Here is a 23,164-nt window from a genome sequence, read left to right as displayed (position 1 = left end):
CTAGCGCTTATCACTACTGTTATCACCACCATCTGCATCATTATCAGCTTCGGTATTGGCGCCATTTGTTTTATCTGAGCTTTCAGCAGTTTCATCGACGTCTACTATTTTACCCTCAACCGGTTTTTCTACTGATGTGGCAGCCGTGAAGGTAGGAATATCGTCTGCTTTTCCAGCGGTCTCCGTCGCGACAATAATTTCCGGCTGTGCTTTTTCATCAATCTCTGGCCAGTCTGAAAATGGAAAGGGTTTTTCGTCGCTATTAAATGTCAGGTACAACAAGGCTTGTAGTGACCATTTTGCAACCCCCTGCCCCAGGTTTCTGAGATTGTTATTGTCTTGCCCGGCAATAAGTACCATTAAAAACTGCAAAATGGCAACGACCCAGATTACCATCCTGGCAACAGCCAGAAGCAACCCAAAGAGAATCATATATAGCAATCTGATCCAGGTGTCGATATTGGTTATATTGGTTTTTGTATTCTGTTCCATGGTAAAACCTCCCGCCTGTTATCCGGCAATAAACTCTACATCGTTAGTTTGTTCTGCCAACATCAAGTCGTGCAAAACCGCTTTGATCGATTTCCCCTCAAACATCGTGTTATACAAAGCATTTACCAGCGGCATATAGATGCCCAGCTGCTCGGCCCTGGCTTTGATTATTCGAGTGGTGTTGACGCCTTCAGCCACTTGCCCTACTTGCTCGATGGCCTGCTCCAGAGTTAAGCCCTGACCTAATGCATAGCCTATCTGATAGTTGCGACTAAGCGGTGAAGTACAACTGACGAATAAGTCGCCTACCCCTCCAAGCCCCAAAAATGTCATCGGATTCGCCCCCAACTTAGCGGCGTAACGGCTCATTTCAGCGAGACTGCGAGTAATCAACACGCTGATCGTGTTCTGGCCCATATTCATTGCTGCTGCAATTCCGGCAATGATAGCGTAAATATTTTTCAGTGTTCCTGCCAACTCTACTCCAAAGGGGTCGTGGCTGGCATAGACCCGGAAATACGGGCAGCTTAGCAGATGCTGAATCTCCGAACAGAGCTCGGAATCCTTGCTGGCAACAACTGTCGCCGTAATTTGCTGCTGCGCAATTTCTCGCGCAAGATTCGGGCCGCTGATCAGGCCGATTCGGGTCTTCGGCAGCTCTTCGTGAAGAATTTCGGTCATCAATTTGCAGGTTTCACTCTCAATGCCCTTTGCGGCGCTGATAACCAGTGTATGTCCGGCCAGGTACTGTGACGACTGACGGGCAAGTGGGCGATAGGCCTTACTGGGGACAGAGAAGAATACAATATCTGCACCCGTCAGTGCCGTGGCTAAATCGGCCGTAATTTCCAAATGGCTGTTGAGAGTCACACCCGGCAGATAAAGGCTGTTTTCGCGGGTTTGCAGACAGCGTTCAGCATTCTCTGGATCACGCATCCACAAAATAACACTGGAATTATTTGCGGCAACCAGATTGGCGATTGCGGTACCAAAACTGCCGCCGCCCAGAACGGCCACTCGATGTTCTACTGCCATAATCTTTCTGCCAACCCTGTATGCCATTTCTGAACCAAAGCCATGCTGCGCTACCGAAGATTATAGAACCACCAGCAGCGCCATGGCTATGGCACAGAGCGTATCGCTCAGGCTTTCTGCTGCTCGGTAAACAGCAGCTTGTTCAGGCGTTGAACAAACATGGCTGGGTTTTCCAGTTGTTCTCCGGCAGACAGTACGGCCTGATCATAGAGCAACTCTGCCAGATCAGTAGAGTCAGATGCGGCATCAACTGTTTCAAGCCGCTGCAATAATGGATGCGATAGATTGACCTCCAGCGTGGGCTTGTTTACTGGTACTTTTTGGCCCGAGGCCTCAAGAATCTGACGCATCTGAATACCAATATCGTTGTCACCGTATACCAGACAGGCCGGAGAATCTGTCAGACGGCGGGTTGCCCTGACCGCTTCTACCTTGTCGCCAATCAACTCTTTCAGGCGGCCAGTTAATTCTGTAGATGCTTCCTTATCACTCGAGTCGCCCTGCGATGTATCGGAAAACAGTGCTTCATCCAGTTCACCTTTGGAAATATCCTGTAACTGCTTGCCATCAAATTCACGCAGATTGGAAATCATCCACTCATCAATGCGATCACACAACAGCAGTACTTCCACGCCGTTCTTTTTGAAGACTTCAAGATAGGCACTATTGCGGGCACTATTGAGGTTTTCTCCGAGCAGGAAGTAAATTTTTTCCTGCCCTTCTTTCATGCGGGCAATATAGTCAGCCAGCGAAACATCTTCGCCTTCACTGCCTTCGCTGGTACTGTTAAAGCGTAGCAGACCACCCACTTTTTCGCGATTGGCGAAATCTTCACCAACACCTTCTTTAAGCACGGAACCGAAGGTTTTCCAGAAAGTGGCATAGTTACCGGGCTCCGATTTTGCCATTGACTCCAGGCTGCCCAGCACGCGCTTAACCAGCGCTGAACGAATACTGTCGACAGTTGAGTTGCTTTGCAAAATTTCTCGAGACACGTTCAAGGGCAGATCGTTGCAATCCACGACACCTTTGATAAACCGCAAGTACAGGGGCAGGAATTGTTCCGCATCATCCATAATGAAAGTGCGCTGCACATAAAGTTTGAGGCCGCGAGCGCCCTCGCGATTATATAAATCAAATGGTGCCTGAGAGGGAATATACAGGAGACTGGTGTAATCCAACTTACCTTCTACACGGTTATGGCTCCAGCTCAATGGTTCGGCAAAATCGTGAGAGACATGGCGGTAGAATTCTTTATATTCATCATCGCTGATATCAGAACGACTGCGCGTCCACAATGCAGTGGCGGAGTTTATCGCTTCGTATCCCGGTGCAGCCTCTTCCGCTTTGTTATCTTCACCCTCTTCAGTCTGAGCGGCAGCAGTCTCTTGCTTTAACATTTCTACAGGGACCGCAATATGATCCGAGTATTTCTGCACGATGTTGCGCAGACGCCAGGGGCTGACAAAATCGGATTCTTCTTCGCGGACATGCAGGATAATACTGGTTCCCCTTTGCTCACGTTCTATATCTTCAACAGTAAAATCCGCCTCACCAGAGTTGGTCCAGCGCACAGCCTCATCGGGTTTCAAGCCTGCACGTCGAGACTCCACCACAACCTTGTCTGCAACGATATAAGCTGAATAAAAACCAACACCGAACTGACCTATCATTTGTGAATCTTTTTTCTCGTCGCCAGTCAGATTTTTCATAAACTGAGCGGTGCCAGACTTGGCAATGGTACCGAGGTTATCAATCACCTCCTGGCGAGACATACCTATTCCATTGTCGCTGATTGTGATTGTTTTGTTTTCTTCATCCACATCAATGCGGATTTTCAGGTCAGTATCATTCTCCAGCAGATTCGCCGATTTAAGGCTTTCGAAACGCAGTTTGTCTACGGCATCAGATGCGTTGGATATCAGCTCTCTAAGAAAAATTTCCTTATTACTGTAGAGAGAGTGAATCATCAAATGCAGAAGTTGCTTGGCTTCTGTTTGAAAGCCCATTGTTTCTGTCGTCATAGTGCTAAGTACCTTGTCAGTGCAATAAATAGATAGTGCAATAGATCTGATTGAATGGAAGTTAGTAGGAAAGCAATCTGGGGGCAGTTCGTGTAATTTCAATAGTTACTCGCGGGTTTTTAGCGAATAGTCGCCTGCTACAGTGATAACACCGGCCAAAAGCCGTCCTTAGTGACCTTGTGGTATTTCGTCTATACTGGAATTCGTGCTTGCAGCAGGCGCTGCTAATGACTGCGACACGTAATTTAACTGCCCCTGGCTGAACAGCGATCAAAACACAGCTTGTGTCATTGATGACTGCTCCGCCTTAACAAGAAATAAGGAGATAATATGAAGGATATATTGGGCTTTGACAGTATGCTTACCCCTAAAATCATTACTTTTGTTTACTGGCTGCTATTGTTATCAGCAGTCATTGGAGGCATCGCTTCAATGTTTAACGGGTATGAAGGGTTCACTTTTGGCAAGTTTATTATGGGAATCATCTACGCTGTGGCCGGCGCTGTTGGTGCAAGAATTTGGTGCGAGCTGCTTATTGTCCTGTTCAAGATGAATGAAGCGCTGCAGGATATCAGTAAAAAGCAAAACCCTCTCTAGAGAATATACGGGCAGGGGGTAGCAGCCCTCTGCCCGATATACGATTTTAAGAACCCCCTCGCCTCGGTTCCATCAAAAACCGGGATATCCAAACGACATCAGCAAGGCATGCCAGGAATCTCTCTTTTAACAGTAAATATGATGTTAAACTGGCATTAGTGAATAAAATCGCACGAAAACAGCCGAAGACTGTGTCGATTTATCTTCGGGGCCTCACGATTATGGTAACCAATGAATGCTTTTCCCAAAAATGTCAAAATAGTCGAAGTAGGCCCACGCGACGGGTTGCAGAATGAAAAAATCATTCTTGACGCAAAGGTCCGCGCCGAGCTGATTAATTTGCTCTCGCAAGCCGGGCTCAAACACATAGAAGCAGGCAGTTTTGTCAACCCGAAATGGGTGCCACAAATGGCTGAAACTGATGAAGTTCTACGGCATTTGCATCGGCAAGCAGATATTACGCTATCTGTTTTGACACCCAACCTTCAAGGCTATCAACAAGCTGTCACTGCAGGTGCAAGCGAAGTGGCTGTTTTTGCCGCAGCATCAGAAAGTTTCAGTAAAAAGAATATTAACTGCTCAATCAATGAAAGCATGACACGGTTTTTACCCGTCATGGAAGCGGCGAAAGCAGATAACATTCCTGTTCGAGGTTATCTTTCCTGTATTGCTGGCTGCCCTTATGGTGAGAACGTCAATCCGGACAAGGTTGCCGAGCTGGCTTTGCTTCTTTTCGAGATGGGCTGTTATGAGATTTCATTGGCGGACACCATCGGGACAGGCTCTCCCGATGCCATATTCAAAGTTATCCAGGCTGTAAAACAGCGGGTAGATGTCCATTGCCTGGCCGTCCACTGCCACGACACATACGGCAATGCCCTGAGCAATATCCGAGTTGCTCTTGATCTGGGCGTTGCAGTTATTGACAGCTCGGTATCCGGGCTCGGTGGCTGCCCTTTCGCACCAGGTGCTGCCGGAAATGTCGCGACAGAAGACGTTGTTTCAATGCTCGATGAAATGAAGATAACCCACGGGATTCATCCCGATAAACTGCGTTCGGCTAGTGATTTTATTAATCGTCAACTGGGTCGGTCAGGGCCATCAAGAATCCCAGAGCCTAACCCCGTTAAAGAAGGGGCAGACCTTTAAATCATTGATGGTTTTTTTTTGCATAAAGATATAAAAAACTATTCTTTTCAATCTTTACGAAATATGGATAAATTGCAGCCTGTCGGAATATATCAGGCTTAACATATGCTCTGATATCCCTGCACTCAGGAAACTGATTTAACAGGAATAAGAATAGTAATGACCGTAGCAAGTGTTTTAACAGCGGCCAATCCAGATCATCAACACGATGAAAGCATGCGCGACTCGATTGGCGACATCAATACCACACTGGAGCAACTGTCTGCAGAAGACCGTACTGCCTGGGCGCTGGAGCATTTTCCGGCGACAGCCGTTCTCTCTTCCAGTTTTGGTATTCAGGCTGCTGTGATGCTGCATATGCTGGTATCCCAAAAGCCTGACATCCCTGTAGTTTTGACGGACACCGGTTACCTTTTTCCTGAAACCTATCAATTTATTGATCAGCTTAATGAGCGATTGGATCTTAATCTGCAAATCTATCGCTCACCCCTAAGCCCGGCCTGGCAGGAAGCCCGATACGGTCGTCTGTGGGAAAAAGGGGAAGCCGGAATCAAAGAGTACAACCGCATGAACAAGGTGGAGCCGATGGCCCGTGCCTTTAATGAGCTGCATGCAGGTACCTGGTTCAGCGGTTTGCGCAGGCAACAGGCGGAATCTCGAGCGAAAAAACCTTTTGTTGAGCACTACCATATTGCAGGTCTCAATAAGCCCGTGTTCAAGGTTTACCCTATCCTGGACTGGCATAATCGCGATGTTCACAGCTATCTTGAAAAGCACGATTTGCCTTATCACCCGCTATGGGAGCAAGGTTACACTTCTATTGGCGATACCCATACCACCCGTAAATGGGAGCCCGGTATGACAGAAGAAGAAACCCGTTTCTTCGGCCTTACACGCGAGTGCGGACTGCACGATTTTTCTGCCGCCATCTAAAATCAACCGGCCAGTCAGTTTATAAAGCAAAGATATAACGCCAACCCTGAAAATCCGGCTGTCGATGCCGGTTTTACGGCACAAAACCGGTCGTGCACTGAATTTTTAGCGGTTGCCTAATTCTGATTAGGCGTACGCAGAGTGACGAACTCTTCCGCAGCAGTTGGATGAATACCAATGGTATGATCAAAATCTGCTTTTGTGGCTCCGGCTTTCATGGCTACCGCCAACCCCTGAATCACTTCTCCGGCGTGATCCCCCAGCATATGGCAACCGATAACACGATCCGTGTTCTTATCCACAATCAGCTTCATGACAATCCGCTCATGCCCTCCGCCAAGAGTTTCTTTCATTGGCTTGAAGTTGCTCTCAAACACGGCAATGTCGTCACCGTACTGTTCTCTGGCCTGCTCTTCCGTTAGTCCAACCGTACCAATGTGAGGGTGACTAAAAACCGCACTTGGAATGTTGTCGTAATCCATCGTTAACGATTGATTATTGTAAAGGTTAGCGGATAACACCATGCCTTCTGCAATGGCTACTGGCGTCAATGCAATCCGGTCTATCACATCGCCCAGTGCGTAGATATTTGATTCGGTACTTTGAAAGTGTTCATTGACCACAATCGAGCCATTTGAGGTTGTTTTCACTGTCGTGTTTTCCAGGCCCAGGTTTCTTGTATTAGGAATACGTCCGGTGGCATACATTACCTGCCCCACTTTCAGACCGCTACCATCACTCAACTGTGCTTTGATTTGGCCATCAAGACAGCTTTCCAAAGACTCGATTTCAGTTGAAAAGTGAAGCGTAATGCCTTGTTTTTTATAATTTTCTTCAAGGCTTTTACGGAGAGTTGTGTCAAACCCACGCAGAAAAAGAGGTCCTCGATAAACCAGATGAGTTTCAACACCTAGGCCGTTAAAAATACCGGCAAACTCAACGGCAATATAACCGCCACCAACAACAATAATACGTTCGGGTAGTGCTTCCAGATAAAAAGCTTCATTAGAAGTTATTGCATGTTCACTGCCCGGAAAATCCGGAACAAAAGGTGTGCCACCCACCGCAACTAGAATCTTGTCAGCCGTATAATGTTGCCCATTTACTTCCAGCGTGTGGGCATCAACAATCGTCGCCCGGCCATTCAATAGATCAACCCCGGCTTTTTTCAACAAGCCAAGATAGATGTCGTTAAGGCGCTCTATTTCTGCATTTTTATTTTTTATCAGGGTAGGCCAATCGAAAGTCGGGGAACCAGAATTCCAGCCAAACCCCCGTGCTGCACGGCATTCCTCTGAAAATGCAGCCGCATAGGTAAACAGTTTTTTTGGCACACAGCCAACATTGACGCAAGTGCCACCGAGATACTGCTCTTCGGCAACAGCCACTCTGGCACCGTACTGAGCACTCATTCTGGCAGTTCTTACGCCGCCTGAGCCTGCGCCAATCACAAATAAGTCATAATCGTAGTTCATTAAAATACCGTCAAAAAACAGCAAGCTTTATCGCTATTCAGGGTGTTTTATCACCAAACCAGGCAAGTTTGTCGCGCAATGAAACAACAGTGCCCACAATAATCAGCGTGGGGGCCTTGGCCTCTCCCGCCCGCACCGTGCCCGGCAGTGACTCCAGGTTGCCTACAAACACGCGTTGGCGTACCGTCGCGCCCTTCTCAATCAGTGCTGCTGGTGTGTCGCTTGCCATACCGTGTGCAATCAGTTGCTGACAGATATTTTCCAGGCCGCTCAACCCCATATAGAAAACCAGAGTCTGATTGGGTGCGATGAGCTCCGGCCAGTTATAACTCAAAGAGCCATCTTTCAGATGGCCGGTGATAAACCTGACTGACTGGGCGTGATCACGATGTGTCAGGGGAATACCGGCGTAACTGGCGCAGCCCGATGCCGCAGTAATGCCTGGCACTACCTGAAACGGGATGCCATTATCGGACAAGTGTGCGATTTCTTCGCCACCGCGACCAAAAATAAACGGATCGCCACCCTTCAGACGAAGTACCCGTTTTCCTGCCTTGGCAAACTCTACCAGTTTTTCGTTGATATTTTCCTGGGATACTGGATGATCTCCCGCGGTTTTACCCACATAGATACGATCAGCATCACGCCGCACCAGATTGAGTACTTCTTTTGAAACCAAGCGGTCATAGAGCACGATATCAGCCTGTTGCATCAGGCGAAGCGCTCTGAATGTCAACAAATCAGGATCACCCGGACCGCCACCCACCAGATAAACTTCTCCGCACAACTGATCGCTGGAGGCAGACAGCCTCTCACGAAGACGCAGTTCTGCTTCCTCCGTCTGCCCGCTGAATACCAGCTCGGCAATATCACCCTGCAGATTTTTTTCCCAGAATTTTCGGCGCTCGTTAACACTTTTAAATTTATCTTTCACCGCCTCACGGAAATGTCCAGCCAGTGATGCGAGCTTGCCGTACCCAGCCGGAATCGTCGATTCCAGCTGGGTACGTAACATTCTGGCCAGCACCGGAGCCTTGCCATTACTGGTAATGGCAATCTGCAACGGCGAGCGATCAACAATTGCCGGAAATATCACGCTGCACAGCTCAGGGCTGTCCACCACATTGACCGGAATCTGTCGTTTCAGGCAGAGCTGGGACACTCGTTGATTAAGCCCCTTGTCGTTGGTCGCGGCAATAACCAGTACAGCGCCGTCAAGTTGTTCGGGTGCAAATATCTGACGAGAGCAGCGGATATTGCTGTGCTCATCTGCCAAACTTTCAATCTCAGGATCAATATCAGGTGCGACAACGTCAACCTCTGCCCCGGTTTCGGCAACGATACGCAATTTTCGAAGCGCAATATCACCGCCGCCAACGATGACACAACGCTGACCGCGAAGCTGGTGAAACAGTGGTAGGGAATGCATAAAACCGCCTGTAGCTGCTAGTATTAACCAATTATCGTCTTGTTGTTCATGTAGGGTCGTAGCACCGCAGGGATCTCGATAGAGCCATCTGCCTGCTGATAATTTTCCATTACTGCCAACAGAGTCCGACCAACAGCCAACCCCGAGCCATTTAAGGTATGCAGTAATTCAGGTTTGCCTGTTTCCGGATTACGCCAGCGGGCTTTCAGCCGACGCGCCTGAAAATCTCTGAAATTACTACAGGATGATATCTCGCGGTAACGTTGCTGCGAAGGCAGCCAGACTTCGATATCATAGGTGCGTGCAGCAGAAAAGCCGATATCACCGCCACAGAGAATAACCGTCCTGTATGGCAGCCCAAGTTGTCGCAACAGATATTCGGCATGTCCCGTCAAGGTTTCCAAAGCCTGTTCCGAGTCCTCCGGCCGAACAAATTGAACCATTTCAACTTTTTCAAACTGATGCTGGCGAATCATACCGCGGGTATCTTTACCATAGCTGCCTGCCTCGCTTCTGAAGCACGGGCTATGGCATACATACTTGATGGGTAGCTGTTCTGCTTCAACAATACTATCGCGAAAAATATTGGTGACCGGCACCTCGGCGGTGGGGATTAAATAAAATTCGTGCTCGGCGCGCAGCTTGAACAGGTCCTCCTCGAATTTTGGCAGTTGCCCTGTGCCAAACAGTGAATCACTGTTGACGATATAGGGCACATTCACTTCCTGGTAGCCATTTTCAAGCGTGTGCGTATTCAACATAAACTGAATTAATGCGCGGTGCAGTGCGGCGATTTCACCACGCATTACCGCAAACCGTGAACCTGTAATTTTGACACCGGCTTCAAAATCCAGCAGTTCATGCCGGGCCCCCAGGTCTACGTGATCCTTAACTTCAAAATCAAAAATTTTTGGTTCTCCCCAACGTCGAACCTCGACATTATCGTCCTCAGAGGTACCATCAGGCACGTCGACGTCGGGAATATTGGGCACGCCGCTCAAGTAGTCATCCAGCTGATCATGGACCATAGCAAATTCAGACTCTGCTTCGGCACAGGCGCGTTTCAGCGATTCACCCTGCTCCTTGAGAGGCGTAATATCTTCGCCTCGGGCTTTGGCTTCACCTATTTTCTTGCCCATGGACTTGGCATAGGCATTGCGTTCGGCCTGCAGGGTTTGAACATTTTCCTGCAACTTGCGACGTTGACTTTCAAGTTCGGCCAGTTTGCCTACATCGAGAACAAAGCCCCGCTTTGACAAGGCTTCGGCAACAATTTGAGGTTCTGTACGAACACGTTTTGAATCGAGCATGAGGTTAAAACAATCCTGAAAAGTATGTAAAGACAAACTACACAAGTAAACGGGTTACAACGATAGCGCTCATGGCTCCCGCCAGGCAAAAACTGACACTGAGAAAGATGTACAGCAGCCCCATCGCGAGGTGGCCATTTTGCCATAAAGAGATGGCATCTAGCGAGAAGGTTGAAAAAGTGGTGAAAGCGCCGAGAAAACCGACCATTACAATATTGCGCAGCTCCGCAGGCAGCAGCCCGCGCTCAATGATCAGAACATAACACGCACCCATCAATATTGAGCCCAGCAGGTTGACTATGAATGTGCCCAGGGGAAATTTTCCCGCCATGGCCGGATACAGCAGTGCATTGACCGCAAATCTGGCCATAGCACCTAGAGCACCGCCCAAGGCTACCGATAACCATTGCATAAAAAAACCTCGTCCCGTTTGTCTGTTGTTATTTTACCGTCTTCTTTTTTGCATCAGTTGTCATCTGATCGGGGTAACGCTGTTCCGCACTGTTTGCATCAAGCTCTCGCAGGTGTCGAAATTTTTCGGCAATTTTTTGCTCCAACCCTCGGTCTGAAGGCAGGTAATAACGGGTATTTTTTATTTCCTCTGGGAAATAATTTTCACCCGCAGCATAAGCTCCCGGTTCGTTGTGAGCGTATCGGTATTCCTTGCCGTAATCGAGGCTCTTCATTAATGTTGTCGCGGCATTGCGCAGATGCAAGGGCACCTCATAGCTGGGCATTTTCCTGACGTCGGCCTGTGCTTTGTTAAATGCCTGGTATACTGCATTGCTCTTGGGTGCCGATGCCAGATAGACAGCTGCCTGAGCAAGCGCCAGCTCACCTTCGGGGCTGCCGAGCCTTTCCTGAACATCCCAGGCACTCATCGCCAGAGAGAGCGCTCTGGGGTCAGCATTGCCAATATCTTCGCTGGCCATTCTCACCAGCCTCCTGGCCAAGTACAGCGGATCACAACCACCGTCAAGCATGCGTGTTAACCAGTACAGCGCCGCATCCGGGGATGAACCTCTTACCGCTTTATGAAGCGCAGAAGTCTGGTCATAAAAATACTCGCCCCCTTTGTCAAAGCGACGACTGTCATTAACCAGAGCTTCTTCAATACTACTTTGGCTGATATGGGATTGACCACCCTCTTCTACCGCCAGATCGCTGGCAACTTCTAATAAATTCAGCGCTTTGCGGGCGTCACCATCCGCAGCTGAGGAAAGTAATTGCAGCGCTTCATCACTAATAGAGACGCGCCCATTGAGCCCCTTTTCCGGGTCGCCAACAGCACGTTTCACCACGGCCATAATGTCCTGTTCCGAAAGACTGCGCAGTACGTAAACCCGACAGCGTGACAGCAGCGCGTTATTCAGCTCGAATGAGGGATTTTCAGTGGTAGCACCTATGAGCACTACTGTGCCATCTTCTACATATGGCAAAAAGGCATCTTGCTGGGATTTGTTAAAACGGTGAACCTCATCGACAAAGAGAATGGTTTTGCGACCACGCATATTGCGTTCCTGCTGGGCTTTTGCAATCGCTTCGCGAATTTCCTTTACCCCGGCCAATACCGCCGAGACAGACTCCAAATGCGCATCGACAGAATCGGCAATAATACGCGCCAATGTGGTTTTCCCCACGCCGGGAGGCCCCCAGAAAACCATGGAATGCAGCTGACCCGCCAAAATGGATTCGCGCAGTGATTTACCCTCGCCCAGCAAGTGTTGTTGGCCGAAAAAGTCGTCCAGGTTTGAAGGCCGCATCCGGGATGCCAGTGGCTGGTAAACCTGCTGACTGAATAAATCATTCATATTGCCGCAATGCTGTTTCAGCGCTCTTCATTGACCAAAATATCAACACCTTGTGGAGGTACAAAATCGAATAATGCTTGATCTATCTGCGGGTTTAGTTGCGGGTTTTCAAACAGAATTGCCGTCCGTTGCCCTAGGCTGTCCCACAGATCCATCGAAACCGGTGTCGTACCGCTAAACCCCATACCCATTTTGCTGTAAAGACTATTGCGGTCGACCGGTATCAGAGTGAATTGCTGGGTATCCTGCAGAGTTTCACTGGTTACCTGATAATAATCAGCAAGATTATCCAGTGCACCAATAAATAATACAGCCGGTGTATTGGCGATATCCTTCTGGAATGGGCGGATGGTTACTTGCTCAAGATCCGGATCGTAAATCCACAGTGTTTCACCGTCGGCAATCACTAACTGCTCCATAGGCGCTTCACTGGCCCAGTAAATTTTACCGGGTCTCATCACTTTCAGTTCACCGCTGGAGTACTGCAATGGATAGCCGTCAGGTGCATATACAGATTGCTTAAACCTGGCGGAAAAGCTGTTCAGTGGTGCCAGCACCTGCTGCAGGTGAGCAACAGCGTCAAGTAATGGTGTATATTCAGCCTCACCAGCAGGCTTAACCGCCCTCTCTCCGCCTGCAAATACACAGCCAGTAAAACCGAGGCATAAAGCCACCATCAGGTTCAGCGTATTACGCATTATTATTTTCAATAGAGTCAAGTAACGTTTCATTGAGTTATCCAGGGTGCTTTTCGGAATGGTCGATCAGTCTTTATGAGAAGGTACCAACACTTCACGGTTTCCGTTACTGCTCATTTCACTCACCACTCCCGACGCTTCCATCTGTTCGATAAGGCGGGCTGCCCGGTTGTAACCTATACGCAACTTACGTTGAACGGATGAAATAGAAGCCTTACGGGAGTCAATTACCAGGGCGACAGCTTCGTCATACAGTGGGTCTGATTCATCATCGCTGTCTCCACTGCCCTCAGCAGCAAAACCTGGTACGGCAATTTCAGCGGTTATGCTCTGATCGAGAATTTCATCGAGATACTCTGGCGCCCCGCGTCGCTTCCAGTCAGCCACCACTTTGTGAACTTCATGGTCGTCAACAAAGGCGCCATGGACCCTGACCGGCACACCAGTGCCCGGTGGTAGATAAAGCATATCGCCGTGGCCAAGCAACTGATCGGCACCACCCTGATCAAGAATAGTCCGGGAGTCCACCTTGGATGAAACCTGAAAGGCAATCCTGCTGGGCACATTAGCTTTGATCAAACCTGTGATAACATCAACCGAGGGGCGTTGTGTGGCGAGAATCAGGTGAATGCCTGCGGCTCTTGCTTTTTGTGCAATGCGGGCAATCAACTGCTCCACTTTTTTGCCAACAATCATCATCATGTCAGCAAATTCATCGATCACAACAACAATATACGGCAGTTTATTCAGTTCCGGAGCCTGCTGACCATTTTCGTCATCAAACAGACTTGCACCAGGGTCCGGCTGCCAGAGAGGGTCTACTATTGGTGTTCCCGCAGCTTCTGCATCAGCAACTTTTCGGTTATAACCGGACAGGTTTCGTACGCCCAGCGCTGCCATCAGTTTGTAGCGTCGCTCCATTTCCCCAACACACCAGCGCAAACCGTTGGCCGCGTCTTTCATATCCGTGATTACCGGGGTCAACAAGTGGGGGATATCGTCGTAAACAGACAACTCAAGCATTTTCGGGTCTACCAGAATCAGACGAACATCTTCCGGACCGGCCTTGTAGAGCAGACTGAGCAGCATGGCATTAATGCCCACCGATTTACCAGAGCCTGTGGTTCCGGCCACCAACAAATGAGGCATGCGAGCCAGGTCGGCGACCATGGGGACACCGGAAATATCATGCCCGAGCGCCAGTGTCAGCGGAGACTTGGCATGGTCGTAAACTTCTGATGACAGCACTTCGCTCAGTCGTACAATTTCGCGATGCTCGTTGGGAATCTCGATGCCCACCACTGATTTGCCGGGTATCACTTCGACCACCCGCACACTGACAACGGCCAGGGAGCGGGCCAAATCTTTTGCCAGATTGGTGATACGACTGACTTTGACTCCGGCTGCAGGCTGGATTTCAAAGCGGGTGATGACCGGGCCAGGCAATACTTCAACCACCTCTGCCGTTACCCCGAAGTCCTGGAGTTTTAACTCCAGTAATTTTGACATCGCTTCCAATGATTCCTTTGAGAAACCTTTGTCGGAAGGCGGGTCAGCCCGGTCCAGCAAACTGATAGGCGGCAGAGAGCCTTTTACTGGTTCCTCAAACAGGCTGGTTTGCTTTTCTTTCTCCGCGCGCTTGCTAGGGGCTGCAGGTTTCTGCTGCAACTGAATGCTGGGCGGCTTGCGAGTAAGCTCTTTTCTCGCCTGTTTCTCAATCACCTCTATACGCCGCTGCTGGGCCTCTTCAGCTTTTTCCCTGTCTTCACGGCGTGCTTTGCGAGCTTCAAAGCGACTTCTGATAATGTCCGAGGCTGTGATTGCCCACCGGCCCAGCTTGTCAATCAAGGCGAGCCAGGAAATGTCGGTAAAAATCGTTAAACCGAAGAGAAAAATAGCGACCAGTATCAGAGTGCTGCCAATGTAACTGAAAGCACCTTCGGCAGCAGCGCCCACCGTGTCACCGAGAATACCGCCCCACCCCATGGGCATGGCCGTAGGGAGATGGCTATAATGCAGCGATGCCAGAGCAGTGGCACTCACCATCACCAGTATCAAACCGAGAATCCGAAGCGCAAAGACAACACCGTCGAAGCTGCTTTCATCCTCTTTGTGAGAACGGAACACTTTCCAGGCCCGCACTGCCAGCAAAACAGGGAACAGGTAGGCAATATAACCAAACAGTGAAAAGAATATGTCGGCTAACCAGGAGCCCGTAATACCTGAAACATTGTGAATTTCGCTGCCATCACCGGTATGAGACCAACCGGGATCGGATATTGAATAGGTGGATAGTGCCAGCAGCAGATAAACGCAGACCACCAGCCAGCCAATTAACGCACCTTCCCGAAGAATCAACCGAGCTCTCGGTGACAGTTGTCTGGGCGCGGCCGCAGCTTCTTTGTCGGCCTTTCGCTTGCTTGCAACTTTCCTGTCTGTGGCCAAACCAAATACTCAGTCAGAGGTTAAAGGGGATAAAGTATTTCTATCAGAGGGCTATTGTAATGCTGTCATACTGAAATACCAGTAAGGTCCTAGCAAATATCAGACTAAACAGGCACAAGCCATAAACTGGTGCAATCCGGGCGATTGATAAATCTTATTTGGCGGAGCATCTGTTAATTCATTATCATAACCAACAAATTCAGCTGCTTTATCCGAAACCGCTAACATCTTCGCAAAAGCCTGGCCATAAAATTTAGTATTGAATCAAACGAATTGGGATTTATTCATGTCAGAACAATCAGTGCAACACCACAAACTTATTATTCTGGGCTCTGGCCCTGCCGGTTTCTCTGCAGCCATTTATGCTGCCAGGGCCAACCTGAACCCAGTCGTTATTACGGGTATGCAACAAGGTGGCCAGCTTACCACGACTACCGAGGTTGATAACTGGCCTGGTGATGTGGAAGGCTTGCAGGGCCCCGATTTGATGGTACGCATGCAGAAGCACGCCGAACGCTTTAACACGGAAATCATTTTTGATCACATTGACAGCGTTGATTTCAACCAACGTCCCTTTACCCTGAAAGGAAGTAATACCTACACTTGTGATGCTCTAATTATCGCCACTGGCGCTTCAGCCCAGTATCTGGGCCTGCCTTCTGAGGAAGCATACATGGGTCAGGGGGTCAGTGCGTGTGCAACCTGTGACGGCTTCTTCTACCGCGACCAGAAAGTGGCTGTTATCGGCGGCGGCAATACCGCTGTTGAAGAGGCGCTCTATCTCTCGAATATCTGTAGCGAGGTGACGCTGGTGCATCGCCGTGATGCTCTGCGTTCGGAAAAAATCCTGCAGGATAAGATTCTGGAACGCGCAGCCAATGGTAATATCAATCTCCTCTGGAACCATACTCTCGATGAAGTGCTGGGCGATGAACGCGGTGTTACTGGACTAAAGTTGAACAGTACTGTTGATGACAGCAGCCAGCAACTGGATGTCAGTGGTGTCTTTATTGCGATTGGACACAAGCCGAATACCGATATTTTTGAAGGCCAGCTGGATATGAAAAATGGCTATATCACCGTTAAAAGCGGTATTGAGGGCAATGCTACCGCAACCAACGTGCCAGGCATTTTTGCTGCTGGTGATGTAGCAGACCATGTTTACCGCCAGGCAGTTACTTCTGCAGGGTCGGGCTGCATGGCTGCATTAGACGCAGAAAAATATCTCGACGAGCAGTCGTAAGCTATTGATGGCAGGGCCTGTTCTGCTGGATTCGGAAAGGCCGGTATTTCCTGACCCCGAATCGACACTGGGCACTCCCGATGGTCTACTGGCCATTGGGGGCAACCTGTCAACTGACACCCTGCTCTCCGCCTATTCCTGCGGCATATTTCCTTGGTACGAAAGCGGTCAGCCTATTCTCTGGTGGTCACCGGGTACTCGAGCAGTGATTTACCCCAACAAACTGGTGGTTTCACGCTCTCTCCGCAAAGTGCTTCGACAAACAGCGTGGCAAATTACCACGAACCAGGCTTTTCACGCTGTCATTCGTGCCTGTGCTGCCCCTCGGGCCTATTCTGATGGCACATGGATTACCGAACAAATGATAAAAAGCTACTGCAAGCTTAATCATGAAGGCCATGCCCATTCAATTGAAGTCTGGTTGAATCAAGAGCTCGTTGGTGGGCTTTATGGCGTTGCGGTTGGTGGTGTTTTCTGCGGAGAGTCCATGTTCAGTACCGTTAGCAACGCGTCAAAAGTGGCAATGATTTATCTCGACAAACTTTGCCAGCAACGCGGGTTTGAGTTAATTGATTGCCAATTGCCAAATCCACATTTGCAATCGCTGGGCGCACAGACAATAACGCGCGCACAGTTTTTGTTGCAGTTTTCACAATTAAAAAAGAAGCAATGCCGCTGGCCGGATACACTCGATTCGATTACAGTCTAGTCACGCTGTAAACACTTTTTGACTCATGGCGGTTTATTATGACCCGTGACATATCGCCCGATCTGCAACGTTTGCAACTGTTTCTGACAGAACCCCACAGGTGCAGTTACCTGCCACAACAGGAAGCCACCACAGCTTTTGTCGACCCAACAGCGGCCATCACGCAGTCCGTATACAGCGGGCTATCGGAAATTGGCTTTCGGCGCAGTGGCCGGTATATCTATACACCTCGTTGCGAATTTTGCCAAGCCTGTATCGCAACACGTATTCCCTCATCCATCTTTTCACCTAGCAGGCAACAGAAACGCTGCGCCCGGCGCAATCAGGATCTCGATATTCGGGTCGTGAATGTGGTTGACTACGATGAGCACTACCCCCTTTATGAAAACTATATCAGTCAGAGGCACAGCGATGGTGACATGTACCCTCCCAGCAGGGGGCAGTACAATGATTTTATCGGTGGTTTACCTGAATATGGCCGTATTATTGAATACCGCCATCAAGGAGTGTTAATTGCAGCGGCTGTTGTTGATCTGCTCGACAATGGTATTTCGGCAATTTATACCTACTTTGATCCAAAGGAGTCTCACCGCAGTCTGGGAACCTTTGCAATCCTCAGCCAGATTGAATTAGCCCGAAGCCTTCAGCTGGAATATCTCTACCTTGGGTACTGGATAAAGCAGTGCCACAAAATGTCGTACAAGGCCAAATTTCGCCCCCTCGAAATGTTTATTAAAAATGGCTGGCAGCTTATTAACTGATTACCCGCTAATTCCTTTGATAATGAACTGCTTTTCAGGCAGAATTGCGCCCTGATTTTTTATGACCCTGGTTAAATTCTCATTCTTACTTACCTTACTAAGAATTTTTAATTCATACACCGATAGATACGAGCATGGCAAAAGAAGACAATATTGAAATGGAAGGTGAAGTCATTGACACACTTCCCAACACCACATTCCGCGTAAAGCTGGAAAACGGACACGTAGTAACGGCCCATATTTCAGGGAAAATGCGTAAAAACTATATCCGTATTCTGACTGGCGACAAAGTTAAGGTAGAACTGACGCCTTACGACTTGAGCAAAGGGCGCATAACCTATCGCGCCCGGTGATTAACCAGCAGATTTTCCCTTCAAGCTATGTCTACAGCAGCTCAAGTAACCAGAGCAGCAGTTGAAACCACCAGCTCACCGTCTTTAACACCGACCTGAACGGTACCGCCACTGACAAGTTTGCCAAACAGGACTTCTTCTGCAAGCGGCTTTTTAAGTTTTTCCTGAATCAGGCGCGCCATGGGTCGAGCTCCCATCTGGGCGTCATAGCCATGCTCGGCAAGCCATTCACGAGCATCTTCATCAACATCCAGTTGAACGCTCTTATCGTCAAGCTGTGCCTGCAATTGCGTCAGGAACTTGTCTACCAATGTGTGTACCACTTCTTTGCTAAGGCTGCCGAACTGAATAATGCCATCAAGACGATTGCGGAATTCCGGCGTAAAGGTCTTCTTGATAATCTCCATGCCATCCGAGCTGTGATCCTGCTGGGTAAAACCAATTGAAGCACGGCTGATCTGTTCGGCCCCGGCATTGGTTGTCATAATCAGAATCACATTGCGAAAATCGGCCTTGCGACCATTGTTATCAGTCAGCGTACCGTGATCCATAACCTGTAGCAGAAGATTGAACACCTCCGGATGCGCCTTCTCGATTTCATCCAGCAATACCACCGAATGTGGATTTTGGGTGACAGCATCAGTCAGCAGGCCACCCTGATCAAACCCCACATATCCTGGAGGCGCACCGATAAGCCTGGAAACAGTATGACGCTCCATGTACTCGGACATATCAAAACGCAGCAACTCGATACCCAGAATTTCGGCCAGCTGTCGGGAAACTTCCGTTTTACCAACTCCGGTTGGTCCGGCAAAAAGAAAGGAGCCAATTGGTTTTTCCCCTTCCCGCAAACCGGCGCGGGCCAGTTTTATGGAAGTTGACAGAGCATCAATCGCTTCATCCTGTCCAAATACCACCATCTTTAGCTTTTCTGGCAGCGAACGAAGTTGCTCCTTGTCCGATGCAGAAACGCTGTTTGCAGGAATCCTGGCAATTTTGGCGACAATGGCCTCAATATCACTGACAGATACCGTCTTTTTTCGTTTTGATGCAGGCTGCAACTGCTGGTATGCACCCGCTTCATCAATCACATCAATCGCCTTGTCCGGTAAAAAGCGGTCTGTTATATGCTTTGCAGACAACTGGGCTGCAGCCTGAATGGCATCCTTGGTAAAACGCAACCCGTGATGCTCTTCAAACCGGGACTTCAACCCTTTCAATATTTCTATGGTTTCTTCAACTGTTGGTTCGAGTACATCGACTTTCTGGAAGCGTCGTGACAAAGCCCGGTCTTTATCGAAGACACCCCGATATTCCTGAAACGTGGTTGAACCTATGCAGCGTATTTTCCCAGACGTCAGCAGTGGTTTAAGTAAATTGGAAGCATCCATAACACCACCCGAAGCGGCACCTGCGCCAACAATGGTATGGATTTCATCAATAAACAAAATAGCGTGCGCCTGTGCACTCAATTCTGCCAGCATACCTTTAAAGCGTTTTTCAAAGTCGCCCCGATACTTGGTACCTGCAAGCAATGCTCCAAGATCCAGTGAATAGACAACACTTTCTTTCAGCGGATCTGCCACCTGACCGTCGACAATGCGTTTTGCCAAGCCTTCGGCGATGGCTGTTTTACCGACACCGGATTCGCCCACCAGCAAAGGGTTGTTCTTGCGACGGCGAGTCAAAATCTGGGAAACCCGCTCAACCTCGTGACTGCGCCCTACCAACGGATCAATATAGCCGTGTGCAGCTTGACGGTTCAGATTAACAGTAAATTGTTCAAGAAGACTTTTCTCCTGAGTAGGCGCGGCCTGCTCGTCATTTTGCTGTATATGAAGTTCGTCACTAGGGTCAGACTGATCAGCATATTTGGAAATGCCATGAGAAATATAATTAACCACATCAAGGCGAGTGATATTCTGTAATCTCAGGAAATAAACAGCCTGGCTTTCCTGTTCGCTGAAAATGGCAACCAATACATTGGCACCCTGCACTTCTTTTTTACCGGATGACTGAACATGAAAAACCGCACGCTGCAAGACGCGCTGAAAACCCAGTGTTGGCTCGGTATCCCGGTCATCACTGTCCTGGGGGATCAGGGGTGTTGTTGAATCGATAAATTCGTCAAGGTCTCTGCGCAACGTCGTCAGGTTGGCACCGCAGGAGTTCAGCGCTGCAACCGCGGATTCGTTATCCAACAAGGCTAACAACAGGTGTTCCACCGTCATAAACTCGTGGTGCCTGTCGCTCGCCCCTTTAAAGGCTTTGTTTAAACTCAGTTCCAGATCTCGACTTAACATACGGCTTCTCTTGTTACATCTGTTTGTATATTGATATCAGGAGTCTTCGTCGACTACCGGCTCTATTTCACATAGCAGCGGATGTTCATGCTGTCGGGAAAACTCATTCACCTGCATAGCCTTTGTTTCTGCTATATCACGAGTATAGACCCCGCAGACCGCTTTTCCCTGAGTATGAACTTTTAACATCACTGCAGTCGATTGCTCACGGTTCATATTGAAAAAGATTTCCAGCAGTTCTACAACAAACTCCATTGGTGTGTAATCATCATTAAACAACACCACTCGATACAAGGAAGGCTTCTTTAACTGCGGCCGAACCTCCTCAATAACGGTGTTGCCATCGTGACGCCATTCATCGTCATCCTTATCCTTTGACAGCCTGGGTACAAAATAATCTTTCATGTCTTTCAAAAAAACCCTAGTTACTTTCCAATTGATTTCCACTACTTGCAAACAACATTGCTGAGAAGAAAGGTTGTTTCAGCCTCCGAGCTATCATTCTAATCACTATTCCGGCTTTTAGCAGGACTTTCTGATGAAATTTTGCCCGATTCAGGGGTTGACACCTATCACTTTTAGCTATAGAAAGGCTAGTTGAATAAAAAACAACCAGACCAAAGCAGATCATCACAACAAAAACCATATCGGTGGCTGCATAAATTTGGCGAAGATGAAGCAAAAATTGAAGAAGGATTAAACAATAAAAGGGGTAAGACCATGCCAACAGGTACGGTGAAGTGGTTTAACAACGCAAAAGGCTATGGATTCATATTGCCTGCGGATAGTGATGAAGATGTTTTCGCCCACTATTCCGCTATTTCAATGGACGGCTATCGGACACTTAAAGCTGGCCAGCAGGTCAATTTTGATCTTGTGGATGGGGAAAAAGGCAAACACGCTGCCAATATTACTGTCAGTGACAAAAGCTCAGTCGCAACATGCTCGGAAGATGAGCCTGAGCAAGAGATGTCCTTTGAGACAGCTGGGCAAGGCGCTTAAACCACACTGAATTTCCAAAAAAGCTGCTTGTACGCTTTGTAGATTGAAAAACAAAAAACCCCTGCTGATTCCAGCGAGGGGTTTTCCGTGTGGTGCCAGATAATTTGGCGATTGAAACGCTACATTTTAGCAATCATGGCATCGCCAAACTCTGAACAGGACAACAATGTTGCTCCTTCCATAAGGCGTTCAAAGTCGTAAGTCACAGTGCCAGCCGATATAGCCGCTTCCATGCTACTGATAATCAGGTCTGCTGCATCGCCCCAACCAATATGCCGCAACATCATCTCTGCAGAGAGTATCAGTGAACCAGGGTTTACCTTGTCCTTTCCTGCGTATTTAGGCGCTGTACCGTGAGTTGCTTCAAATATCGCGATATCGTCAGACAAATTGGCGCCTGGAGCGATACCTATTCCACCAACCTGGGCAGCCAGCGCATCTGAAATATAATCGCCATTCAGATTCAGCGTGGCAATGACGTCATATTCCGCAGGGCGTAATATGATCTGTTGCAACATGGCATCAGCAATAACATCTTTAATAACAATTTCGCCACCTGTCTGCGGATTTTTCAGCACTTTCCAGGGGCCACCATCAAGAGGTTCTGCACCGAACTCATCACGGGCGATTTCATAACCCCAGTCACAGAAAGCGCCCTCAGTGAACTTCATAATGTTTCCCTTGTGCACCAGTGTGACCGAATCCTTATTTTGATCGATCGCATATTGAATGGCCTTTCGGACCAGACGTTTGGTACCTTCTTCTGAAACCGGCTTCACGCCAATGCCACAGTTTTCCGGGAAACGGATTTTCGAAACACCCATCTCGTTTTGCAGAAAATTGATAACTTTGGTGGCTTCAGGTGTGCCTGCACGCCACTCAATACCGGCATAAATATCTTCCGAGTTTTCCCTGAAAATACACATATCCACCTTGCCGGGATCTTTCACTGGCGAAGGCACTCCGGCAAACCAGCGCACCGGGCGCTGACATACATACAAATCCAGTTCCTGACGAAGGGCCACGTTAAGAGAGCGAAAGCCGCCGCCAACAGGCGTTGTGAGCGGACCTTTAATTGAGACGGAAAACTCGCGAATCGCTTCAAGGGTTTCAGCGGGAAACCAGTCACCTTCATATAATTCTGCAGCTTTTTCACCACAATAGACTTCCATCCAGGCTATTTTCCTGTCACCGTTGTAGGCTTTTTCCACAGCAGCATCAATTACTTTGATCATCACAGGACTGATATCAACACCGATACCGTCACCTTCTATAAAGGGGATAATGGGGTTGTTTGGAACATTGAGAGAAAAATCTTCGTTAACTGTGATTTTTTCGCCTTCGGAAGGCACTTGAATATGCTGGTAAGCCATTACAATCTCCATCAAATAATGT

Annotated in this window: 21 protein-coding genes; 8 read left to right on the top strand and 13 right to left on the bottom strand. The window is 48.6% G+C overall.

Translation table 11 applies throughout. The features are described 5' to 3' along the window. From H7A02_05215 to htpG, 3 genes are all read right to left on the bottom strand, one after another. Nucleotides 1-492, bottom strand: a complete 492-nt coding sequence (locus H7A02_05215; GenBank protein MCP5171651.1) for a DUF4389 domain-containing protein — start codon at nt 490-492, stop codon at nt 1-3. An 18-nt stretch (nt 493-510) separates the two neighbouring features. Then, nucleotides 511-1,527, bottom strand: coding sequence for an NAD(P)H-dependent glycerol-3-phosphate dehydrogenase (locus H7A02_05210; GenBank protein MCP5171650.1), 1,017 nt, complete (start codon nt 1,525-1,527; stop codon nt 511-513). Between the two features lie 107 nt (nt 1,528-1,634). Then, nucleotides 1,635-3,551 (bottom strand): molecular chaperone HtpG, encoded by a 1,917-nt coding sequence (htpG, locus tag H7A02_05205; GenBank protein ID MCP5171649.1) that lies wholly within the window; start codon nt 3,549-3,551, stop codon nt 1,635-1,637. A gap of 330 nt (nt 3,552-3,881) precedes the next feature. On the opposite strand from htpG, the gene H7A02_05200 reads away from it, so the two are divergent. The 3 genes from H7A02_05200 to H7A02_05190 all read left to right on the top strand — a co-directional run bounded on the left by H7A02_05200 (nt 3,882) and on the right by H7A02_05190 (nt 6,230). Next, a complete protein-coding gene (locus H7A02_05200) occupies nt 3,882-4,148 on the top strand; it encodes a DUF4282 domain-containing protein (protein MCP5171648.1) in 267 nt (88 codons plus the stop codon). Between the two features lie 231 nt (nt 4,149-4,379). After that, complete coding sequence (locus H7A02_05195; protein ID MCP5171647.1) at nt 4,380-5,297, top strand: hydroxymethylglutaryl-CoA lyase; 918 nt, start codon at nt 4,380-4,382, stop codon at nt 5,295-5,297. 159 nt (nt 5,298-5,456) lie between these two features. Next, nucleotides 5,457-6,230 carry a phosphoadenylyl-sulfate reductase gene (locus tag H7A02_05190; GenBank protein ID MCP5171646.1) on the top strand — a complete coding sequence of 258 codons (774 nt, stop codon included), beginning with the start codon at nt 5,457-5,459 and terminating at the stop codon, nt 6,228-6,230. 116 nt (nt 6,231-6,346) lie between these two features. Here the strand turns inward: H7A02_05190 and gorA are convergent, their stop codons facing one another. From gorA to H7A02_05155, 7 genes are read right to left on the bottom strand one after another with little or no spacing between them, the layout of a single operon-like run. Continuing rightward, nucleotides 6,347-7,705 carry a glutathione-disulfide reductase gene (gorA, locus tag H7A02_05185; GenBank protein ID MCP5171645.1) on the bottom strand — a complete coding sequence of 453 codons (1,359 nt, stop codon included), beginning with the start codon at nt 7,703-7,705 and terminating at the stop codon, nt 6,347-6,349. A 37-nt stretch (nt 7,706-7,742) separates the two neighbouring features. Then, a complete protein-coding gene (gene cobA / locus H7A02_05180; protein ID MCP5171644.1) occupies nt 7,743-9,134 on the bottom strand; it encodes a uroporphyrinogen-III C-methyltransferase in 1,392 nt (463 codons plus the stop codon). A gap of 23 nt (nt 9,135-9,157) precedes the next feature. Next, a complete protein-coding gene (gene serS, locus H7A02_05175; protein MCP5171643.1) occupies nt 9,158-10,444 on the bottom strand; it encodes a serine--tRNA ligase in 1,287 nt (428 codons plus the stop codon). A 37-nt stretch (nt 10,445-10,481) separates the two neighbouring features. Next, complete coding sequence (crcB, locus tag H7A02_05170) at nt 10,482-10,856, bottom strand: fluoride efflux transporter CrcB (GenBank protein ID MCP5171642.1); 375 nt, start codon at nt 10,854-10,856, stop codon at nt 10,482-10,484. A gap of 28 nt (nt 10,857-10,884) precedes the next feature. Continuing rightward, the gene (locus H7A02_05165) at nt 10,885-12,255 is read right to left on the bottom strand and encodes a replication-associated recombination protein A (protein ID MCP5171641.1); all 1,371 of its coding nucleotides are present in this window, start codon (nt 12,253-12,255) and stop codon (nt 10,885-10,887) included. 17 nt (nt 12,256-12,272) lie between these two features. After that, nucleotides 12,273-12,986 carry an outer membrane lipoprotein chaperone LolA gene (gene lolA, locus H7A02_05160; protein MCP5171640.1) on the bottom strand — a complete coding sequence of 238 codons (714 nt, stop codon included), beginning with the start codon at nt 12,984-12,986 and terminating at the stop codon, nt 12,273-12,275. Between the two features lie 33 nt (nt 12,987-13,019). Then, nucleotides 13,020-15,329, bottom strand: coding sequence for a DNA translocase FtsK 4TM domain-containing protein (locus H7A02_05155; protein MCP5171639.1), 2,310 nt, complete (start codon nt 15,327-15,329; stop codon nt 13,020-13,022). Nucleotides 15,330-15,684: 355 nt separating this feature from the next. Here H7A02_05155 and trxB point away from each other — a divergent pair, with 355 nt between their 5' ends. From trxB to infA, 4 genes are all read left to right on the top strand, one after another. Next, the gene (trxB, locus tag H7A02_05150) at nt 15,685-16,641 is read left to right on the top strand and encodes a thioredoxin-disulfide reductase (GenBank protein ID MCP5171638.1); all 957 of its coding nucleotides are present in this window, start codon (nt 15,685-15,687) and stop codon (nt 16,639-16,641) included. 7 nt (nt 16,642-16,648) lie between these two features. Continuing rightward, nucleotides 16,649-17,350, top strand: coding sequence for a leucyl/phenylalanyl-tRNA--protein transferase (gene aat / locus H7A02_05145; GenBank protein MCP5171637.1), 702 nt, complete (start codon nt 16,649-16,651; stop codon nt 17,348-17,350). 38 nt (nt 17,351-17,388) lie between these two features. Continuing rightward, the gene (locus H7A02_05140) at nt 17,389-18,111 is read left to right on the top strand and encodes an arginyltransferase (GenBank protein MCP5171636.1); all 723 of its coding nucleotides are present in this window, start codon (nt 17,389-17,391) and stop codon (nt 18,109-18,111) included. A 134-nt stretch (nt 18,112-18,245) separates the two neighbouring features. Continuing rightward, nucleotides 18,246-18,464 carry a translation initiation factor IF-1 gene (infA, locus tag H7A02_05135; protein MCP5171635.1) on the top strand — a complete coding sequence of 73 codons (219 nt, stop codon included), beginning with the start codon at nt 18,246-18,248 and terminating at the stop codon, nt 18,462-18,464. Between the two features lie 41 nt (nt 18,465-18,505). Here the strand turns inward: infA and clpA are convergent, their stop codons facing one another. Further along, on the bottom strand, nt 18,506-20,767 hold the full coding sequence (clpA, locus tag H7A02_05130) for an ATP-dependent Clp protease ATP-binding subunit ClpA (protein ID MCP5171634.1): 2,262 nt from the start codon (nt 20,765-20,767) through the stop codon (nt 18,506-18,508). Nucleotides 20,768-20,803: 36 nt separating this feature from the next. Then, nucleotides 20,804-21,172 (bottom strand): ATP-dependent Clp protease adapter ClpS, encoded by a 369-nt coding sequence (gene clpS, locus H7A02_05125; GenBank protein ID MCP5171633.1) that lies wholly within the window; start codon nt 21,170-21,172, stop codon nt 20,804-20,806. A 315-nt stretch (nt 21,173-21,487) separates the two neighbouring features. On the opposite strand from clpS, the gene cspD reads away from it, so the two are divergent. Beyond that, nucleotides 21,488-21,769, top strand: a complete 282-nt coding sequence (gene cspD, locus H7A02_05120; GenBank protein ID MCP5171632.1) for a cold shock domain-containing protein CspD — start codon at nt 21,488-21,490, stop codon at nt 21,767-21,769. A 119-nt stretch (nt 21,770-21,888) separates the two neighbouring features. Here the strand turns inward: cspD and icd are convergent, their stop codons facing one another. Then, entirely contained in the window at nt 21,889-23,142 is a 1,254-nt protein-coding gene (gene icd / locus H7A02_05115; protein ID MCP5171631.1) for an NADP-dependent isocitrate dehydrogenase, read from the bottom strand. Nucleotides 23,143-23,164 lie beyond the last annotated feature (22 nt).

Source organism: Pseudomonadales bacterium (assembly GCA_024234435.1).
In the GTDB taxonomy this organism is placed as follows: Bacteria; Pseudomonadota; Gammaproteobacteria; order Pseudomonadales; family Porticoccaceae; genus JACKOF01.
Note: the sequence above shows the minus strand (reverse complement) of the source record. Positions and strands in the feature narration are given on the sequence as shown.

Coding starts and splice junctions, on each gene's coding strand:
- H7A02_05215 (MCP5171651.1), bottom strand. CDS start 492: ATGGAACAGAATACAAAAACCAATATAACCAATATCGACACCTGGATC.
- H7A02_05210 (MCP5171650.1), bottom strand. CDS start 1,527: ATGGCAGTAGAACATCGAGTGGCCGTTCTGGGCGGCGGCAGTTTTGGT.
- htpG (MCP5171649.1), bottom strand. CDS start 3,551: ATGACGACAGAAACAATGGGCTTTCAAACAGAAGCCAAGCAACTTCTG.
- H7A02_05200 (MCP5171648.1), top strand. CDS start 3,882: ATGAAGGATATATTGGGCTTTGACAGTATGCTTACCCCTAAAATCATT.
- H7A02_05195 (MCP5171647.1), top strand. CDS start 4,380: ATGAATGCTTTTCCCAAAAATGTCAAAATAGTCGAAGTAGGCCCACGC.
- H7A02_05190 (MCP5171646.1), top strand. CDS start 5,457: ATGACCGTAGCAAGTGTTTTAACAGCGGCCAATCCAGATCATCAACAC.
- gorA (MCP5171645.1), bottom strand. CDS start 7,705: ATGAACTACGATTATGACTTATTTGTGATTGGCGCAGGCTCAGGCGGC.
- cobA (MCP5171644.1), bottom strand. CDS start 9,134: ATGCATTCCCTACCACTGTTTCACCAGCTTCGCGGTCAGCGTTGTGTC.
- serS (MCP5171643.1), bottom strand. CDS start 10,444: ATGCTCGATTCAAAACGTGTTCGTACAGAACCTCAAATTGTTGCCGAA.
- crcB (MCP5171642.1), bottom strand. CDS start 10,856: ATGCAATGGTTATCGGTAGCCTTGGGCGGTGCTCTAGGTGCTATGGCC.
- H7A02_05165 (MCP5171641.1), bottom strand. CDS start 12,255: ATGAATGATTTATTCAGTCAGCAGGTTTACCAGCCACTGGCATCCCGG.
- lolA (MCP5171640.1), bottom strand. CDS start 12,986: ATGAAACGTTACTTGACTCTATTGAAAATAATAATGCGTAATACGCTG.
- trxB (MCP5171638.1), top strand. CDS start 15,685: ATGTCAGAACAATCAGTGCAACACCACAAACTTATTATTCTGGGCTCT.
- aat (MCP5171637.1), top strand. CDS start 16,649: ATGGCAGGGCCTGTTCTGCTGGATTCGGAAAGGCCGGTATTTCCTGAC.
- H7A02_05140 (MCP5171636.1), top strand. CDS start 17,389: ATGACCCGTGACATATCGCCCGATCTGCAACGTTTGCAACTGTTTCTG.
- infA (MCP5171635.1), top strand. CDS start 18,246: ATGGCAAAAGAAGACAATATTGAAATGGAAGGTGAAGTCATTGACACA.
- clpA (MCP5171634.1), bottom strand. CDS start 20,767: ATGTTAAGTCGAGATCTGGAACTGAGTTTAAACAAAGCCTTTAAAGGG.
- clpS (MCP5171633.1), bottom strand. CDS start 21,172: ATGAAAGATTATTTTGTACCCAGGCTGTCAAAGGATAAGGATGACGAT.
- cspD (MCP5171632.1), top strand. CDS start 21,488: ATGCCAACAGGTACGGTGAAGTGGTTTAACAACGCAAAAGGCTATGGA.
- icd (MCP5171631.1), bottom strand. CDS start 23,142: ATGGCTTACCAGCATATTCAAGTGCCTTCCGAAGGCGAAAAAATCACA.